At 30.7% G+C, this 18,645-nt stretch carries 14 protein-coding genes and 1 riboswitch; of the genes, 6 read left to right on the top strand and 8 right to left on the bottom strand.

Annotation, left to right across the window (positions count from 1 at the left end; genetic code table 11):
* A complete protein-coding gene (cobN, locus tag BTO06_RS10175; RefSeq protein WP_100925202.1) occupies positions 1–3,747 on the top strand; it encodes a cobaltochelatase subunit CobN in 3,747 nt (1,248 codons plus the stop codon).
* 45 nt (positions 3,748–3,792) lie between these two features.
* Here cobN and BTO06_RS10170 read toward each other — a convergent pair whose 3' ends face one another.
* From BTO06_RS10170 to BTO06_RS10135, 8 genes are all read right to left on the bottom strand, one after another.
* A complete protein-coding gene (locus BTO06_RS10170; RefSeq protein ID WP_100925201.1) occupies positions 3,793–4,731 on the bottom strand; it encodes a sirohydrochlorin chelatase in 939 nt (312 codons plus the stop codon).
* A gap of 10 nt (positions 4,732–4,741) precedes the next feature.
* Positions 4,742–5,464 carry a uroporphyrinogen-III C-methyltransferase gene (gene cobA / locus BTO06_RS10165; protein ID WP_100925200.1) on the bottom strand — a complete coding sequence of 241 codons (723 nt, stop codon included), beginning with the start codon at positions 5,462–5,464 and terminating at the stop codon, positions 4,742–4,744.
* The gene (locus tag BTO06_RS10160; protein WP_100925199.1) at positions 5,465–6,283 is read right to left on the bottom strand and encodes an NAD(P)-binding domain-containing protein; all 819 of its coding nucleotides are present in this window, start codon (positions 6,281–6,283) and stop codon (positions 5,465–5,467) included.
* Positions 6,273–7,112, bottom strand: a complete 840-nt coding sequence (locus tag BTO06_RS10155; RefSeq protein ID WP_100925198.1) for a (2Fe-2S) ferredoxin domain-containing protein — start codon at positions 7,110–7,112, stop codon at positions 6,273–6,275. Before BTO06_RS10155 ends, BTO06_RS10160 begins: the two co-directional genes overlap by 11 nt.
* Before the next feature lie 205 nt (positions 7,113–7,317).
* A riboswitch (cobalamin riboswitch) is annotated at positions 7,318–7,511 on the bottom strand.
* Between the two features lie 8 nt (positions 7,512–7,519).
* Positions 7,520–8,044 (bottom strand): AAA family ATPase, encoded by a 525-nt coding sequence (locus tag BTO06_RS10150; RefSeq protein WP_100925197.1) that lies wholly within the window; start codon positions 8,042–8,044, stop codon positions 7,520–7,522.
* A 3-nt stretch (positions 8,045–8,047) separates the two neighbouring features.
* Complete coding sequence (gene cbiB / locus BTO06_RS10145; RefSeq protein ID WP_232731442.1) at positions 8,048–8,977, bottom strand: adenosylcobinamide-phosphate synthase CbiB; 930 nt, start codon at positions 8,975–8,977, stop codon at positions 8,048–8,050.
* A complete protein-coding gene (locus tag BTO06_RS10140; RefSeq protein WP_100925195.1) occupies positions 8,965–9,987 on the bottom strand; it encodes a pyridoxal phosphate-dependent aminotransferase in 1,023 nt (340 codons plus the stop codon). The genes cbiB and BTO06_RS10140 overlap by 13 nt, the downstream gene beginning before the upstream one ends.
* 10 nt (positions 9,988–9,997) lie before the next feature.
* On the bottom strand, positions 9,998–11,464 hold the full coding sequence (locus BTO06_RS10135; RefSeq protein ID WP_100925194.1) for a cobyric acid synthase: 1,467 nt from the start codon (positions 11,462–11,464) through the stop codon (positions 9,998–10,000).
* Between the two features lie 390 nt (positions 11,465–11,854).
* On the opposite strand from BTO06_RS10135, the gene BTO06_RS10130 reads away from it, so the two are divergent.
* The 5 genes from BTO06_RS10130 (at position 11,855) to BTO06_RS10110 (ending at position 17,501) form a co-directional block, all read left to right on the top strand.
* A complete protein-coding gene (locus tag BTO06_RS10130) occupies positions 11,855–13,090 on the top strand; it encodes a sensor histidine kinase (protein ID WP_100925193.1) in 1,236 nt (411 codons plus the stop codon).
* A 499-nt stretch (positions 13,091–13,589) separates the two neighbouring features.
* Positions 13,590–14,003 carry a response regulator gene (locus tag BTO06_RS10125; RefSeq protein ID WP_100925192.1) on the top strand — a complete coding sequence of 138 codons (414 nt, stop codon included), beginning with the start codon at positions 13,590–13,592 and terminating at the stop codon, positions 14,001–14,003.
* Positions 14,004–14,124: 121 nt separating this feature from the next.
* Entirely contained in the window at positions 14,125–16,437 is a 2,313-nt protein-coding gene (locus BTO06_RS10120) for a PAS domain-containing sensor histidine kinase (protein WP_100925191.1), read from the top strand.
* Between the two features lie 11 nt (positions 16,438–16,448).
* Entirely contained in the window at positions 16,449–16,769 is a 321-nt protein-coding gene (locus BTO06_RS10115) for an Hpt domain-containing protein (protein ID WP_100925190.1), read from the top strand.
* A gap of 15 nt (positions 16,770–16,784) precedes the next feature.
* Entirely contained in the window at positions 16,785–17,501 is a 717-nt protein-coding gene (locus BTO06_RS10110; RefSeq protein WP_100925189.1) for a LytR/AlgR family response regulator transcription factor, read from the top strand.
* Positions 17,502–18,645: the final 1,144 nt, after the last annotated feature.

Genomic DNA, 18,645 nt, shown 5'->3' with positions numbered 1-18,645 from the left:
ATGCATTTAATAGCAACAATACCTGGAGGTTGGAATCCAGACGATGACGGAGTTTTTTACATTGAACAAAAACCAGGAGATATTGTTTTTTTAAGTGCAGGTGATACCGAAATACATACGGTAAATGAAGCTTATAAAACACTTTATGCCGAAGAAAGTGATACACTGCCAAGTTTACGTATGACCAATTTGGTATATCTAAAACAAGAATTGACTATAGATAATTATGTAGAAGATGTTTTAGAAAAAGCGAAAGTTATTGTTTGCAGTCTCTTAGGAGGAATAAGTTATTATAAATATTTGGTTGAATCGTTAGTTGAACTACAAGAAAAAACCAATTGTGTGTTACTTTTTATTCCCGCTCATGAGCCCGATTACGAATTGATGAAGTTGTCTTCTGTACCAATACAAACGGTGCATCATTGTAGACAATATTTACAACAAGGAGGAAAAGCAAACGCAATTAACTTTTTAAATTATATCCGTAAGAACTTTTTCAATCAAACTGTTGAGGTAGTTACAGCTGAACAAGTAGAGGACTTATTCTTATATACATTTGACAACGGAATTGTCACACAAGAGGAATTAGATTTAAGTTTAGCTCATAGCCAACCAATAACAATTTTATTAGCATATAGAACTCATTTCTTGGCCAATAACTTAGAACCTTTAGAAGTTTTAAGCCAATCTTTATTAAATCAAGGAATACAGCCTGTTGTGGCTTTTGCGAATAATCTGAGAGATACTGATACCTTGTTTAATCTTGAAAAACTAATGACGAATTCAGGCACTAGAAAAATATCAGCCATAATTAATACAACAGGATTTACAATTAAATCTTCTGATACTACAGATTTTATATTTGATAGATTAGGAATTCCTGTTTTACAAGCCATTTTTTCTACTACAAATAAAACAGTTTGGGAAGAAGGTATGTTTGGTCTTCCACCTACTGATATTGCTATGAATGTAGCTTTACCAGAAATTGATGGAAGAATTATAGGTAGAGCAGTATCTTTTAAAAAAGAGGTTCAAAAAGATGAAATTACCGATAGTACAATCGTAAAATATGAAGCTCACAAACCAGCTTGTGAATTTATGGCGCGATTGGCAAAGAACTGGATTAAATTACAAGAAAAGAAAAATGGAGAAAAACGAGTAGCTGTTATATTACCTAACTATCCCAATAAGGATAGTCGATTGGCTAACGGAGTAGGGTTAGATACACCTGCAAGTTGTACCGTTCTATTAAATGCATTACAAGAAGCGAATTATAATTTAGGAGAACAATTACCACAATCTGGAACAGAGTTAATGCATTGGATTACCCAGGTTACAACCAATGATATTAGCACAACACAAACTCGTCCTCACGCAATTATATATGGTTTATCAGATTTTAAAAAACGATTCGCTAATGTTTCAAAAACATTACAAGAAAAGATAATTGAACAATGGGGAACTCCAGATAATGATCCTTATTTTACAGAAGGAGGTTTTATCGTTTCCGGATTTTTATTAGGAAATATTTTTATAAGTATTCAGCCTTCCAGAGGTTATAATCAAGATCCTCAAGCAATTTATCATTCTCCAGATTTAGCTCCAACATATCAATATTTAGCCTATTATTTCTGGTTACAAGATACATATCAAGCAGATGCTGTGATTCATTTAGGAAAACATGGAAACTTAGAATGGTTGCCAGGAAAAAGTGTGTCTTTAGATCCTAAAACTTGTTTTCCAGCGATGTTATTCGATGCGTTACCGCATTTTTATCCATTTATCATCAATGACCCGGGAGAAGGAACTCAAGCAAAACGAAGAAATCAAGCTGTAATTATAGATCATTTAATTCCACCGATGACAAGAGCTGAAAGTTACGGGAGTTTAATGAAACTAGAGCATTTAGTTGATGAATATTATGAAGCTTCAAATTTAGATCCGAAACGATCAAAAGCTTTAGAGAACGAAATTGCCAATTTGGTTAAAGAAACTAAACTGAATGTTGATTTAGGAATTACTTCGGATGATGTAGATGAACTTTTGGTAAAATTAGATGGATATTTATGTGAATTGAAAGAAGCACAAATTCGTGATGGATTGCATATTTTCGGAAAAGCTCCAGTTGATGAACAATTAATTGATTTATTAATTGCTTTACACAGAATGCCAACTTACGAGCAGAAAGGAATAACACAAGTTTTAGCCGAAGATCTTGGAATAGAACAAAATATTTTAGCATTAGATTATGCTGAAAAATTAGAGATAAAGATTGGTGAAAAAAAATGCAAAACTGTAGGTCAAGTTGTTGAGCAATTAGAGTTTATAGCAAAACAACAACTGATACAATTTTTAGATGCAAATATTTTATCTGAAACATACCCTAAACTAAATGAAGTTTTAGCAATCATAAAACATAAAACCTTAGTTGCTGTACACAACACAACTGAAGAAATTACAAATTTATTAGAAGGATTGAATGGAGCGTATATTCCTTCTGGTCCGTCAGGAGCTCCAACAAGAGGACGTGTAGATTTATTACCAACAGGTCGTAATTTTTATTCAGTTGATGTTCGAACAATTCCTACCGAAACTGCTTTTCGTTTAGGTGAAAAAAGTGCAAAACTAATAATAGATCGTTATATCCAAGAACATGGAGATTATCCCGAAACAATTGGAATTTCTGTTTGGGGAACCTCTACAATGCGAACTGGAGGAGATGATATTGCTCAAGCCTTTGCTTTAATGGGTGTAAAACCAATTTGGAAGAATGCTAATAGAAGAGTAAGCGATTTTGAAGTTATTCCATTACTTAAATTACAACGTCCAAGAGTAGATGTTACATTACGTATTTCTGGTTTTTTTAGAGATGCTTTCCCAGATGTAGTTAATTTATTCAATACTGCTGTAGCTAGAGTTGCTGAGTTAGATGAATCTTTAGAGGAAAACCCGATTCGTAAACGATTTGTAGAAGAATCTAACGATTGGAAAGCAAAAGGTTTAGTTGAGGAAGAAGCTAAACAACGCGCTTTATATCGAGTTTTCGGATCTAAACCAGGCGCCTACGGCGCAGGTTTACAAGCTGTGATTGATGAGAAAAATTGGGAAACACAAGAAGATTTAGCCAAAGTATATATTAATTGGAGTGGTTATGCTTATGGAAATTCTAAGAAAGGTGTTTCAGCACACGAATCATTTACAAACAGGTTGCAAGCGATGCAAATAGTAATGCATAATCAGGATAATAGAGAACATGATATTTTAGATAGTGATGATTATTATCAATTCCAAGGCGGACTAGCAAATGCTGTTGCTACCGTAAAGGGAAGTGAAGCTGAAGTATATTTCGGAGATCATTCAAGGCCAGAAACGCCAAAAGTAAAAACATTAAAAGAAGAGTTGTTAAAAGTATATCGATCAAGGGTGATAAATCCAAAATGGATTGCTGGTGTGCAGCGCCATGGGTATAAGGGAGCTTTTGAAATGGCGGCAACTTTAGATTATTTGTTCGCTTATGATGCAACTACAAACTTGATTGATGATTTTATGTATGAAGGTATCACAGAGCGTTATTTGCTAGATAAAAAAAATAGAACCTTCATTAAAGACAACAATCCGTGGGCGTTAAAAGATATGAGCGAGCGTTTGCTAGAAGCAATTCAACGTGGTATGTGGCAAGAACCTTCAAGCGAAATTAAACAACAACTAGAAGATCTATACCTTGAAGGAGAAGGAATTGTGGAGTAATATAAAATAGGCTAATCCAAGAGTATTAATCCATTAGATTCTCATTTAAATTCCTAAAATCTTTTTAATTGTATTACTGATACCTCCTTTCGTTTCTCCGGGTTTTTCATCTTCTTCAAATAAAACACCTTTAACATTTAAATGGTGTCCCATTTGCTCTTGACCTAAATATTCTTCAAAACCAACAACTTGCTTTCGGTATTTACACATCTGGCAATTCATATTAGCCATACCATTTTTAGCCTCATCTAAACGCTCATCAAAAGCTTTTAAAATTAATTCATCAGTCCCAAAAGGATCGGTATAAATGTATTCATGTTCAGACTTTTCATGCATGGCGGCAACTGCTCCGTAAATACGTTCCAATAATACACCGGTAAAGAAGAAAAACGGGATGATAATGGTACGTTTAAATCCTAATTTATTTACCAATTCTAAACTCTCTTTTACATTCGGATAAGCAGTTCCGCTGTAACCAACAGTGGCAAAACCAAAGCCTAAACCTTCCCAAAGCATATTCATTAATTTAGCAACATCACTATTCGCATCAGGATCTGTTGTGCCTCTACCTACCACAATTAAACATGTTTCTTTTCTATCTAAAGGAGTAAGTTTTGCTTCAGTTTCTGTGATTCGTTTCACGGCTAAATCCAATAAAAAAGAGCTCACACCAATATGTTTTGCCATTGAAATAGTTAGGTCATCGTGGTAAGTTTGTAAGGTGTTTAATTCAAAAGGAATATCATTTTTAGCATGCGATCCAGCAAACAAAATTACAGGTAAAGCATATATTTTTCGAACTCCATTTAAATACATTCGTTCAACAGCTGCTTCATAAGTTGGGTGGTTAAACTCTAAGAAACCATAATCAACTTCGTATTTGTCTTCATAACGTTCTTTTAAAACGGTAACTAATCTTTTAAACGATGTAACAGCAGCCGCTCGTCTAGAACCATGCCCGCATAATAAAATTCCTTCTTTCATTGGTTTTGTTTTAATGGATTGGAGTAGCTCCAATAATAAAAACTACAGGCATTGGAATAGCACTATCGGCTATTTTGCTTTCTATATTAGCCAAAGTACCTGTAATAATTTGTTGATTTTCTCTTGATACGTTTGAAATAGCGTTTACTGGAATCGTCTCATCTTTACAAACTTCTAAAAGTTTTGGAATAATTCTATGTAAACTTTTTAATCCCATATAAATAGAAATCGTATTTCCTGCTTTTAGCATATGTGCAATTCCGTTGAGTTGTTCAAAAGAATAATCAGCAGTATGAGCAGTACAAATGAGCATTGCATTTGAATGATTTCGTTCTGTTATAGGGATATTTAATGTGTTTGCAGCTGCAATTGAAGCGGTAATTCCAGGAACTACTTCAAACGGTAATTCATGTTTTACTAAGTATCGAGCTTCTTCAGCAGCTCTCCCATAAATATAAGGATCGCCTGATTTTAATCGTATTACTTTTTTGCCCTTTAAATAATATTCGTGTAACAATTGATTAATACGATCTTGTCTACTAATTTGATCTGATTGATCTCCAAATTTTCGACCTACATATATTTTCTCAGCAGCAATATTTAAATCTAAAATATTTGAAGAAACTAAGTTGTCATGTAAAATAACATCAGCATTTTTAATCAGTTTATAAGCTTTTACTGTTAGTAATTCTGGGTCTCCAGGACCTGCACCTATAATAGTTATCTTCTGCATTTACGAAACAAGAATTAAAGGATCTGGATATTTATAGTTATACTTTAGTAACATTTTACTTTTCGTGTTTGATATCTTTTTAAACTCAATACGGTCAAAAGCTTTAAATTCAGGAGGAATTAATCCCTCTTTTTCAGCAGCCAAAGTATAAAAAGTTTCTCGTAACGGATGCTCATCAGCACAACCATTAATTATAGTTCCCCAAGCATTTTCAGAAATAATAGCATTGATTAATCCGATACAATCATCTTGATGGATTACATTGATCGGAGCTTTACCATTTGCAACTTCTTTTTTCTTTGCTAAAAAACGTCCTGGGACTCTATCATAACCAATCAATCCAGCTAAACGAAGAATGGTAAGATTATTTCTCACATGTGCTTGTAAAAGTTGTTCAACAGCTAAAACTGCTTTCCCTGATTCTTTTTCAGGTTTGTTTTCTATGGTTTCAGTAACCCAATCGTTTGTGTTTTGGTATACAGAAGTAGAACTAACAAAAATTACTTTTTGTTCTGGTTTTATATATGGTAATATTTCTTTTATTTGTTCTTGGTACACATTGAAAATATTAGGAATACGTTTAGGGGGAAAATTGATGATAACTACTTCACTGTCTGAAAAGAATTCAGTCACTAAAGTTTTCTCATAGGATTCACCTAACTTAAACACGAAAGGAATAATATTACGTTCCTTAAGTGTTTCTTCTTTTGAATGTGATGTTGTTGAGCCTTTTACTCTATAATCTCTATCCATTAAATATTCAGCTAGAGGCAAACCAAGCCATCCACATCCTAATATGCTAATTTGTTTATTGTTCAACAGGTAAAACTATTTTAGGTTTTTTACTATCCATACTTAGGTAAATACTAAGAATATATTCCCAAAGTGTATTATTATTTTTTGGAATTCCCAATGATACTAAAAATTTTCCTTTCCTATTCTTTAAACGAATATGAGCAATGTAATCAGTGTCTTCTTGCTTCCAGATAACTTCTGCAACACCAACTTTTCTATCTTTAATTTCTTGAGTAACATCATTTTCCATTACTTTAGTAATCGGACCAATGGCTAATATTAAATATGTTTCTGGTCCTTCTACAACAATATCAAAATCGTCGGTATAAGTAACCTGATGCGATTGTGTGATTATTTTCTGATTTTCATTTGGAAAATTTACTTGAATATTAGATGGTGTTTCAAAAAGTTTTTTAAATAGTGGGTATAGAAATTGATCTGAAGCGGGAGAACGAGCTACTAATGCATTTCCATAATCTTTATCATCTTTCTCCTTAAAAACAATTGGTTTGACAGTTCTTTCATTTTCTGAATCCATTACTTCATCTCCATCTTTATACAAAAGATATGAATCGATATGTTTATTTTCATTGATATGAGTATCGATAATTTCAACAGCTTTTTCTGGAGTTACGTTTTTATACCAGTAATTTCCAGGTTGTACGATCCAAGTTGGAGCGTCTTCACAACGACCATTACATCGAGTTCTAATACTGTGAGTTTTATCCCAAAGTCCTCCATTTCTTAGATGTGCTCTGGCTTCACGAACAGCCATTTCACTTTTCGCTTTTTTACACGAACCACCATCACAAAATAAGAAAGTAGTTGTAGCTTTTGATACATCTTTACCCATATTTTATTCAATTTTTTGATTTTGACAATATGAGAATATGTTGTTTTTAGTATAATTATCAGTCTTTCGATTTTGAGATGATAAAAATACACTGCGCAATACTAATCTTTTCATTATTAAAAAAGAATTTTAGGCAGGTAATTTGTAGAAAACGCTACGTAATGTGTAGTTTATAATTTTCCAACTCTTTACCCGAGAGTTATTGATTATTTAATGAATTTTGGCAGGTCTCCTGACTCAGTTCTAAAAACATCGCCTTCCCACCTAATTGGTTTATTAAGCAGTGGCATCTTGATCTTTTTTTAAACGAACTTTACAGTTGCGGGAACAGTTTTGGATTTACACCAAATTCCCTTTTAATTTTTATTTTCATAAAAAACCTTAATCCAGTGTAAAAATAATGCTTTTTAATTTAACAAAGTGTTAATAAATTCTACACGTTTTTCAACTGTTGTTTTTGGTATTTCTAAAATTTTAAATCCTAAACTAATGTAAGTTTTTAACAATAACTGTTCTAATTCTTTTGCTTCTCCAAAAGTCTGTAATCTTTGTTCGTCTTGAGTATATATTTCCTTCCAAAGTGGACAGAATAAGACTGTTTTATGATAAAATTTGTGATAATTAAAATCTAAAAAGTCATCAGAAACAGGTTGTTTTTTTAATAATAAATAGGCAATGTTATCAGCCAAACCTCGATCTACAAAAGCATGTTTAAAAATAGGTGTACTCAATTCTTTAATAGTTTGTTGGTAAACAAGATTTGTAAAACCAAAAACATCTTCCCAAGGAGTTTTATTACTGTTTTTTTTCTGTTCAGAAATTATAATTTTTCGAGATACTTCCTCAAAAACAGTGTGATCGTTTTTCTGTAACCTATTAATAAGTGTCGTCTTACCAGTGCTTGGTGCTCCTGTAATAATGTATCTTTTCATATATCACCAACAAAGGTAGCAAAAGACCCCAGTTATACTAATAAAGAAAAAAGTAGTAAATTGATTTATTCTTGATACTGTATAAAAATCGTTATCCTCAATTTTACGATCATATATTCCTATAAATGGTTTTTGTACAAGTCTACCGTGATAATAATTTGGACCTCCAAATTTGGATTTTATAATATAGGCTAATGCTGCTTCAGGATATCCTGCATTTGGACTTGTATGCTTTTTCCCTTCTTTAAAAACACTAAGTGTATATTTCATTTTTCCTGAAATAAAGAGCATAATTATCGCTGTTATTCTTGATGGAATATAATTAAAGACATCATCCAGTTTCGCAGCAAATTTTCCAAAGTAAAAATAACGTTCATTTTTATAACCTATCATGGAGTCTAAGGTATTAACCATTTTATACAACATAGCGCCAGGGACTCCAAGTATTATATAAAAAAATAGAGGAGCAATTACACCATCACTTAAGTTTTCGGATAAAGTTTCAAAAACAGCTTTTTTAATTTGTTGTTCATTCAATTGAGAAGTATCTCTTCCTACAATCCACGACAACCTTTTTCTCCCTTGTGTAATTCCTTTAGCTAATTCATCAAAAACAGCTTTTCCTTCTTCAATCAAACTCTTATTAGCAATGGCATAGAATAAAAATATACTATGAACTATTATATATACAATAGGATACGGTTTTAATAGAAATTCTATAAGGTAAAATGAAAGAAATGTACCTGAAGTAAGTATTAAAGTTAATAACATACCTTTTGAAAATCGAGATTGACCTTGGTTCAATTTTCGTTCTCCAAATGCAATTAAATTTCCAAATAAACGAATGGGATGTGGTAACCATCTAGGATCACCTAAAATTAAATCTAATATATAAGCAATAATTAAAGGAATTAAAAACATTAACTGTTCCATGAGCATAAAGCTTTAATTAATAAGGTGTTTTTTTCCGGAGTTTGACTGGCAATTCTTATATAGTGCTCATCTAAAGACCTAAAGTTTGAAGCGTTTCGTATCAATAGTTGATGACAATTGATTAGATATGATTTTAATTCTGAAGCTTTTGGTTGAGATAAACGAATTAAAAAATAGCTTGTATTTGTAGGAATTACTTCAAAGTCATCCAGTTTGTCTATCTCATTTTGTAATATTTTTGCATCATAAAAATACGATTCAAAATCAGGTAGAATTTTGTTATAGTTTTTAAAAATGAATTGACCAGCTTGTAAAGCAAGACTATTTACATTCCAAGGCATTTTATGTTGTAAAAGTTTATTAATAATAGATGAGGAACTCAGTATATATCCTAATCGTAAACCTGGAATGCCAAATAGTTTTGTTAACGATTTTACAAGAATAATATTTTGATATTCTTTTAGCAAGTCAATACAAGATATAGAATTGCTTGTAAATTCAGTATATGCTTCGTCGATTACAAAATAGGTATTAGGATATAATGTTGCTATAGTAGCAATTTCTTCACTAGTATTTTCAAAACCATCAGGATTGTTAGGGTTACAAATAAAAGCGAGTTTTGCAGTGAATTTATGTTGGAGAATAGATTTACGCTCAATAAACTCTAACTGTAAATTATTAGCTTTTCCGGCTTGTTCATATTCAGAAAAAGAAGGCGTGCAAATGGTAGTATTACTTCCGTAAAAAGCATTGGTAATTAAATAAAAAGCTTCAGTTGCTCCGTTAGTTACCAGGCAATTTTGATTGGAAGTATTATGATGTTTACTAAGTAGTTCAATAAAATCTTCACTGCTGGGAGCAGGATAACTTTCTATTAAATCTAGTTGTTTTCTTAAATGTTCTTTAAGCTCTGTATGAGCGCCTAAATTAAATACATTAGAACTGAAGTTTGCTTTAAAATCAATTCCATTAAACTTATGCGTATCGTCTCCGTGGCCGTATTCTATCATATATTAAAAACTACGAATGCATTTGACGGATAATATAATCTATGTCTAAATTCGATTCTAAATGAATGGCAAGCTTATCATAATTATCTTCCTTATATTTTTGGTAATCGAAAGTTGTTGTGTTTTGTTTAATGCTAAAATTACTCAAAAGGTCATTAATAACTATGCTATTATCAAAGATTCCATGAATGTAAGTTCCCCAACAATTTTCATCAAAATATCCTTCTAAATTACCATTAAGAGTGTTTAATTTTTGTTGATAATCAAAAGTAGTAATTCCCATATGAATCTCATAACCAGTACAAATATTAGGGTATTCTTTGAATTTAAAATTACACTGTAATGTTGTTTTTTCTGAAGCCATTGTTGTGTCAGCGGGTATAATTCCTAAGCCAGGTATGGTTTGGATTTTATTTTCAACATGATGTGGATCAGAGATTGAACGTCCCAACATTTGAAATCCACCACAGATACCTATAATTTTTTTCTTACGTTCATATGCATTCAAGATTTCTTTAGCGATCCCAGCATTTCGTAAAAATTGCATATCAGAAATTGTATTTTTACTCCCTGGAATAATAATAATTTCTGCTTTTTTAAGGTCTTCTGGATTTCGAGTGTAAAATAAATGCACTCGTTCATCTTTTTCTAGTCTGTTAAAATCAGTAAAATTAGAAATAAACGGTAGTAATATTACAGCAATATTAATTTTTCCAGAATTGAAAGCTTTATTTTTAGTGTCTAGGGCTAAAGAATCTTCCTCTTCAATGTATATATCCTTGGTAAAAGGAATAACTCCTAATACTGGAACATTAGTAAGTTCTTCAATCATTTGTTTTCCTTCTTCAAATAAAGAAATGTCACCTCTAAATTTATTAATAATGATTCCTTTAATTAATTTTCTTTCATCTTCATCAAGTAATTCAATGCTGCCATAAACACTTGCAAAAACACCTCCACGATCAATATCTGCAACAAGATAAACATCAGCATTCGCATACTTAGCCATACGCATATTTACAATGTCCCGATGTTTTAAATTTAATTCGCTAATACTTCCGGCTCCTTCTAAAACTATTGGATTAAATTGTTCCTGAAGATTATTAAAGGCTTTTTTAACTTCTTTAAAAAGTTCTTGTTTGTTATTCCCTAAAAAATAGGAACGAGCAGTTTGATCTCCGATTGGTTTTCCGTTTAAAATGACCTGAGATTTGTTTGCTCCTGAAGGTTTTAGTAGAACGGGATTCATTTCTGTAGTACATGAAATTTTTGCAGCTTCTGCTTGTACTGCTTGTGCTCGTCCAATTTCTAATCCATCTTTAGTTACAAAACTATTTAAGGACATATTTTGTGCTTTAAATGGAGCAGGAGTAAATCCTTTTTGTCTTAAAATGCGACAAATACCAGTTACTAACATACTTTTACCTACATCAGAGCCAGTTCCAACTAGCATTATTGGACGTAATTTTTGAGTCATTATAAATTTCAAATTAAAACGCTAAAATAGTAAAGATTCTTCATGAATTGCCTTCTTGTCAGAAAGACACAAGTTTAATTACTGTCGTTATCAGAATAGGTCTTATTGGTTTTTAGTAAGGCTTTTGTGTTTTAATTATAGTTCTTCACATTATTCTATTATCCATCATTAGAACATATTCTTATTTTCTGTGAATTTGAGGAATACAAAAAGTAGTTTTACCAAGTGCTTTCTTCATTTTTCCAAATGAAAAATAAAATTTCTTTCATTCGGTTGATTAGGTTATATTTATATTTAACATCGATTCTTGAATGGCAGAGCCCTTTTTATATTGTTTCGTAGAATTAATATAATCCTCTATTGTTTGTCATTCTTTCAAAAAAATAACTTATGAAAAAAGCGCCTTTACCTCAAAATGAAGAAAAAAGAATTGAAGCTCTAAAAAGTTTTAATATCCTGGATACTTTACCTGAAGAGGCTTATGATAATATCACTAAAATTGCTGCTCAAATATGTGATGCCCCAATAGCACTGGTTTCTCTAATAGATCCAGATAGACAGTGGTTTAAGTCTGCTTATGGCATTGAGGTAACAGAAACCTCTAGAGATCTCGCTTTTTGTGCTCATAGTATTTTGGAGCCTGATAGTTTATTTATTGTTCCTGACGCAACTAAAGATGAACGTTTCCGTGATAATCCTTTAACAAAAAATGATCCAGGTGTGATTTTTTACGCAGGAGCTCCTTTAAATACCAATGAAGGTTATCCGATAGGAACTTTGTGTGTAATTGATAATAAGCCTCGAAAATCTCTGTCGGAAGGACAAAAGGAGTCGTTAAAAGCTTTGTCGCAACAAGTCATGAGATTGTTAGAATTAAGAAAGAAAAATGATATTTTAGAACAGGCAAATAAGGAGATTACAAGATTAAATGATGAGCTAAGTCATTTTGCATATCGATTAACACATGATTTAAAAACTCCGATTCGAGGAATTAATTCTTTGGCTGAATTTATAAAAGAAGATTTTGAGGAATCGAGTAATTATAAAGTAATGGAGTTGATTGATTTGATTTCTTCTAAAACAATTTACATGGAGTCAATGATTGAGCAATTATTACAGTATACTAAGGTTACAAATATTGATTTAAATTTTGAGAAGTTTAATTTGAAATCCATGTTCGCTGATATCTTGAAAAATTGTGATTTAGAAAATAAGATAAAGTTAAACTTTTCAGATATAACTCAGACCATCACACATTCTAAAATATCCTTTATCCAAATTTTTCAAAATCTTTTAACGAATTCTCATAAGTTTTGTGACGAAAGTCAATGTAATGTAGTAATTAAATTTAGCAAAACAGATGAGTTTTTGAAGTTCGTATACATGGATAATGGTCCCGGAATTTTGCAAGCATATCGAGATAAAATATTCTTAATATTTGAAACTTTAGAAAATGATAATTATCAAAGTACTGGAATTGGTCTAGCAACGGTAAAATCAATAGTTTCAAGGTTGGGTGGTGATATTTCCTTAACAGATCGACCTGATGGAGAGAAAGGAGTTTGTTTTGTTTTTACAATCAGAAGTTCGACTTATTTGAAAAATATTAAAGGAAGAAACTATTAGATTTTTGGAAATAATTGAATGAAGGTCAATAAAATTCACTGTTTCTATTTTTGTTAAATTCATAGGTTAATGTGGTTTTATAGATGACATAAATTGAAAACTAATATTATAAACTGAAAATAAAAGACTTTTTGTACAAAAAGGGGTAAATAAATAGGGTGTTCTATTAAAAATTAGAAAGCGCGTTTTACGCAGATTTTTATACTTATGTGTTCATTAAGTATAGTTTATATGAGAGTGGAGGGAGCTTTTATGTTGGTAGACTTTAAAGTTGCTCCTTAGAAAGGAAATAGAGTTCCTTAGAGGAGCTAATAAAAGGATAATATTTTGGTTTTATGATGACTAGATAAAATTGTATTTTGACAGTTAAACCTTATTTTACATCAACTCATCTATACTTATTGTTTTTTTATCGTTTAATAACATAGGTTAACCTAAAGAATGTAATCTTTTCATTAAATTATCTTAAATTGCATGTAGGGATTAAATAAACTTAGGAATGCAAAATGTATTAACGATCATGTTAATTGAAGATGATCAGATTGAAGTCATGAAATTCAATCGGATCCTATCCAAGATGGATTTAAAACACAATGTAATAGAGGCTCACAATGGAGAAGAAGCTTTAAATCATTTATATAAAAAAGAAAACCTTCCGAGTATTATTCTTTTAGATCTTAATATGCCTAAAGTAAATGGCATTGAATTTTTAAGAATTTTAAAGAATGACGATGTGTTGAAATATATACCTACAATAGTTTTAACTACATCAAATAATTATAAAGATATCTTCGAATGCTATAAAATTGGCATTGCCGGCTACCTCGTAAAGCCATTAAAATATGAAGATTATAAAAATAAACTAATAAAATTATTATCTTACTGGAGCGTTAATGAATTGATTACGGTTTAAACTTAAGCTGTCAATAAAAATTTTTGCTTTACCATTAGTATTTAAACTTGTAAATTCTTTCATTTCACAACATACATTATTTATCAAGGTAGAATTTAAAAAAATTCTAAAACTAAAGTTTATGAACGAGAATGAATTTCTAAGTTTAAAGAAAGCTTTAGAGGAGGAGCGAATTGCAAGAAAACTAGCCGAGCAAAAATGTGTCGAGTTGGAGGAGAGCTTTCTTCGCAAGGAATCTGAGTTTAGAGGCGTTTATGAGAATCTTAACGATGCATTTGTGTTAATCGATTTGTTCGGAAATGTGTTAAAGATGAATAGCATCGCACAAGGATTATTCGGATATACTTATGATGAAAATAATCCCTTAAATCTCTTAAAGCTTGTTCATTCTGACGATTATGAATATACCCAAGAAGCATTTAGAAAGCTGATGAAGTTTGGAAAGTACTCTAAGTATAGATCTCGAATAATTGCAAATGGAAATATTGAGAAAATCCTTGAGGTAAACTGTAGTTTAGTTCGAAATAAGGATAATAGTATTATTGGAGTCCAAGGGATTGCAAGAGATGTAAGTCAGGAAATTGAAGTCCAAGAGTTGTTAGAACAACAAAAGAAGCAATTAGATATTATTTTCAATAATTCTCCTGTGGGTATTGTTTTATCCAAAGAAAAAGATGATGATTTTCTGCTAATTAATAAAGCTATAGGCGACATGTTGGGGTATTCAATGGAGGAACTCCAAAATGTGAAGGTAGATCAGTTTACTCATCCAGATGACAGAGTGATTTCTCGCAGATATCGAGATCATTTAGAATCTGGAAAAATAGATAGTTTTAATATGGAAAAACGATACATTCGAAGAGATGGTGAAATTCTATGGGCAAAAACTATCGTGAATTCTGTAAAAAACTCCGAAGGCAAAGTAAATTTTCAAGTAGCAATTGTTGAAGATATAACAGAGAATAAAATTGATAAAGAGAAGTTAATAGAATCTGAAAACAGATTATCTTCTTTAATATCTAATTTAGATAGTGCTGTGCTATTAGAAAACGAAAAAAGAGAAATCTCTATAGTTAATAAGAAGTTTTGTAACATGTTTGGAATCTCGGTTCCAATTGAAAGTCTCATAGGTAAGGATTGTGGAAATTTATTTAAAGAAATTAAAAAGTATTTTGAACAGCCTGATAAATTAGAATATCGAATCAATAAACTTATAAAAGATAAAAAAGTAATCCTTGGGGATGAACTACGATTAAAAGATGGTAGGATTATAGAAAGAGATTATGCACCTATTTCTCAAAATCTCGAATATAAAGGTCACCTTTGGACGTACAGAGATGTTACTTTATCTAGAAGTTACCGAAAGAACTTGGAGGCTCAGAAAAAGAGGTATAGCAATATTATAGCAAATCTTAAATTAGGTTTAGTTGAGTTAAGTAATGAAGGTAAAATTTTGTCGGCAAATAAGAGTTTTGTTAAAATGACAAGTTTAGACGAGGAAGAAATTTTAGGTAAGAGTTTACGAGGTTTATTTAAAAGAGAACGTATTAAAGATTTAATACAACAGCGTAATAATGATAGAAGAGAAGGTAAAACAGGTTCCTATGAATTTAAGTTTATTAATAATGCAAATGAAGAAAAGATATTACTGGTGAGCGCAGCTCCAAGTTATAGTGTTCGAGGTGAAATGACTGGTTCTATTGGAATTATTTTGGATATAACTAATATTAAAAAACTGGAATCTCAAAAAGAAGCGCTTTTAAAAACTCTAGAAAGAAGAAATGTTGAACTGGAGGAATATGCTCATATTGTTTCTCATGATTTGAAATCTCCTTTAAGAAGTATATCTGCGCTTACAAGTTGGCTGAAAGAAGATTATGGAGATAAGCTAGATAGGGATGGTGCGAAAAATATTGACTTAATACAAGAGGTGGTTCAAAAAATGGAGAGTTTGATTAATGACATATTAAATTATTCAAGTATTAAAGAAAAATCTGAAGATCTTGAGAAAGTTGATATGTATGAATTAATTCAGGATATCAAAAAGTTGATATTTGTGCCAAAGCATGTAAGTATAAATATCGATGAAAATCTACCACTAATCCGGGCTGATAAAGTAAGAATTCAACAACTTTTTCAAAACTTAATTAGTAATGCTGTTAATTACTCTGATAAAGATGTAGCTTATGTTAATATCAAATATAAGGAAAAGAGAAAGCATCATATTTTTATGGTAGAAGATAATGGTGTCGGAATTCCTAAAGAGTATCATGAAAAAATCTTTCAAGTTTTTGAATCCTTAGGTAATCATAAAGATTCTACTGGAATTGGATTGTCTATCGTGAAAAAAATTGTTGATGTGTACGATGGAAAGATATGGGTAGAAAGCGAGGAAGGAAAAGGAACTACGTTTTTTATACAATTTAAGAAATAATTTAAAATCAAATGATTATTGAACAGCCAAATATTAACTACATTAAGGAGCTTTCTTGTGGTGATGTTGAGTTTGAAGAGAAAATGGTGTCAATTTTAAGAAGAGAGTTGCCAGAAGAGATGAAAAACTACTTAAAAACATTGGAAATCAACGATTTAAAACAAACAGCTGAAATCGTACATAAAATTAAACATAAAATTAGTATTTTAGGACTGGAAAAATCATACGAGTTTACAATTCGATACGAAAAAGAGCTATTAAACGGTGATAAAAGCAATCACGAAAACTTTTTTAAGATTTTGGCTACTATGTCTGATTTTTTGACCAAATAAATAAATACATCCTAAATGAATTGTTTAATTATTGACGATGAATCTGCTGCTAGAGCTATAGTAGCACAGTTGTGCAAAAATGAGGGAAACTTAACCGTTGTTGATCAATTTTCTAATGCTATTCAAGCAATAAAATATTTGAATCAAAATGAGGTTGATCTTATCTTTTTAGATATTCATATGCCTGATTTTACTGGTTTCGATTTAATACAAACGTTAAAGAATCCACCTAAAATAATTTTAACAACTTCGGATGCTAAATTCGCTATTGATGCATTTGAATACGAATGTATCGTAGATTATTTGGTAAAACCAATTACACTTAAGAGATTCCAAAAGGCAATAGAGAAAGCTAAAAAGATTTCTACCAAAATTCCAGTTCAGGAAGTTACTAGTTTAAATGGAGAAGCTAAAGAAGAAGAATCGCAGCTATATATTAATATTGATAGAAGATTAATTAAAATAGAAATACCAAGTATTTATTTGGTTGAGGCTAAAGGGGATTACATTTTAATTAAAACAGATACAAAAAACTACACTGTTCATTCGACTCTGAAGAAAATTGAAGAAAAATTGCCAAAAGATTTATTTTTAAAAGTACACAGATCTTACATCATTAATTTAAAAAGGATTATTGATATTGAAGATAATAGTGTTTTAATAGCTAACGACGTAGTACCAGTAAGCAGGTCAAATAGGTCTGAACTTATGAAAAGATTAAATTTACTTTAATCATTTAGTTATAGAAAAGAAATTTTATAGCATCGATTTTATAGTAAAGAGTTTTTTGTCGTTTAGTCCACATATATTCTCATTTTATCTACACTAACAAACCAAATAGCAAACTGGGTAAATTTATATCAGAAGTCTGTCTTATCTTTAAAACGTAATTAAGATTGACATTTTAAACATTACATTAAAACATTTATAAGTTTTTTTCATTTTAGAGTTCTTCAGCTCTGTAAAATTGAAGGTTTTTAGATTTATTTGGTTGATAATAAAACCCTTTCATACTTCGCCAATATGAAAGGGTTTTATTATTTTACAATATTGATTTTATTCGATTATCTCTATTGATAAAAATGTTTATCCAATAGGTATTTACTGATTTCTCTAATTTTAGCTTTTAGAAAAATATGTCCAAATAATACTCATATTTATTGTTTTTTGAATTGTATTTAAGATTGTTATGTTTTGTTAAAGTATATTTTTTTTGAAAAAAAGAGAATTTTAACTCTGAACCTAGTTGAACTTGATGAAATCCAAAATTTTAGATTTATTTGATTTATTCATAGAAGCCCTTTCATACTTTATTAAAAATGAAGGGATTCCATTATGACCTTTATTTATGTTGTTGATATAGTTTTAAAGGATTTTTGTTTTCACAGTTTATCGAGTGTTGCAGACAGCTGGTCTAATATAGTAGTTCGCTACAACGAAAAACAACAGTTTTTCCCTTGAATTGAGTGTATCTTTGAAACGTAGTTAAGTTTTAGTTTTTTTTCATTTAAAATACATTTAAAGAAAAAATAATTAAAGGTTTTTAGATTTATTTGGTTGATTAAGAACCCTATTGCCATTCTTCTTGTGCAATAGGGTTTTTCCTTTCCCAGAATTTAGTTAAAAGTAGAGCTTTTTCGGTTTATCGAATGTTTACTACCGTTAATCTATAGTTGTGAATGCACTTAGCGAATTTACAATTCTCAAATCGTAAGTCTTATATACTTTTGGAGAGTACAATAAAGCGTATATTCTATGTTTTGTGTACAAAAATATTTGTTTTTCATTCATTGAAAAACACACTTCATAAAATTGAAGGTTTTTAGATTTATTTGGTTGATTAAAAACCCTTTTACACCCCCAATGTGTAAAAGGG

This window comes from Tenacibaculum sp. SZ-18 (assembly GCF_002813915.1).
GTDB lineage: Bacteria > Bacteroidota > Bacteroidia > Flavobacteriales > Flavobacteriaceae > Polaribacter.
Note: the sequence above shows the minus strand (reverse complement) of the source record. Positions and strands in the feature narration are given on the sequence as shown.

Excerpts from the sequence above, each read along its gene's own strand:
- BTO06_RS10155 (WP_100925198.1), bottom strand. The coding sequence starts at position 7,112 with ATGGGTAAAGATGTATCAAAAGCTACAACTACTTTCTTATTTTGTGAT.
- cobA (WP_100925200.1), bottom strand. The coding sequence starts at position 5,464 with ATGCAGAAGATAACTATTATAGGTGCAGGTCCTGGAGACCCAGAATTA.
- BTO06_RS10115 (WP_100925190.1), top strand. The coding sequence starts at position 16,449 with ATGATTATTGAACAGCCAAATATTAACTACATTAAGGAGCTTTCTTGT.
- BTO06_RS10130 (WP_100925193.1), top strand. The coding sequence starts at position 11,855 with ATGAAAAAAGCGCCTTTACCTCAAAATGAAGAAAAAAGAATTGAAGCT.
- cbiB (WP_232731442.1), bottom strand. The coding sequence starts at position 8,977 with ATGGAACAGTTAATGTTTTTAATTCCTTTAATTATTGCTTATATATTA.
- BTO06_RS10170 (WP_100925201.1), bottom strand. The coding sequence starts at position 4,731 with ATGAAAGAAGGAATTTTATTATGCGGGCATGGTTCTAGACGAGCGGCT.
- BTO06_RS10135 (WP_100925194.1), bottom strand. The coding sequence starts at position 11,464 with ATGACTCAAAAATTACGTCCAATAATGCTAGTTGGAACTGGCTCTGAT.
- BTO06_RS10150 (WP_100925197.1), bottom strand. The coding sequence starts at position 8,044 with ATGAAAAGATACATTATTACAGGAGCACCAAGCACTGGTAAGACGACA.
- cobN (WP_100925202.1), top strand. The coding sequence starts at position 1 with ATGCATTTAATAGCAACAATACCTGGAGGTTGGAATCCAGACGATGAC.
- BTO06_RS10125 (WP_100925192.1), top strand. The coding sequence starts at position 13,590 with ATGCAAAATGTATTAACGATCATGTTAATTGAAGATGATCAGATTGAA.
- BTO06_RS10110 (WP_100925189.1), top strand. The coding sequence starts at position 16,785 with ATGAATTGTTTAATTATTGACGATGAATCTGCTGCTAGAGCTATAGTA.
- BTO06_RS10140 (WP_100925195.1), bottom strand. The coding sequence starts at position 9,987 with ATGATAGAATACGGCCACGGAGACGATACGCATAAGTTTAATGGAATT.
- BTO06_RS10120 (WP_100925191.1), top strand. The coding sequence starts at position 14,125 with ATGAACGAGAATGAATTTCTAAGTTTAAAGAAAGCTTTAGAGGAGGAG.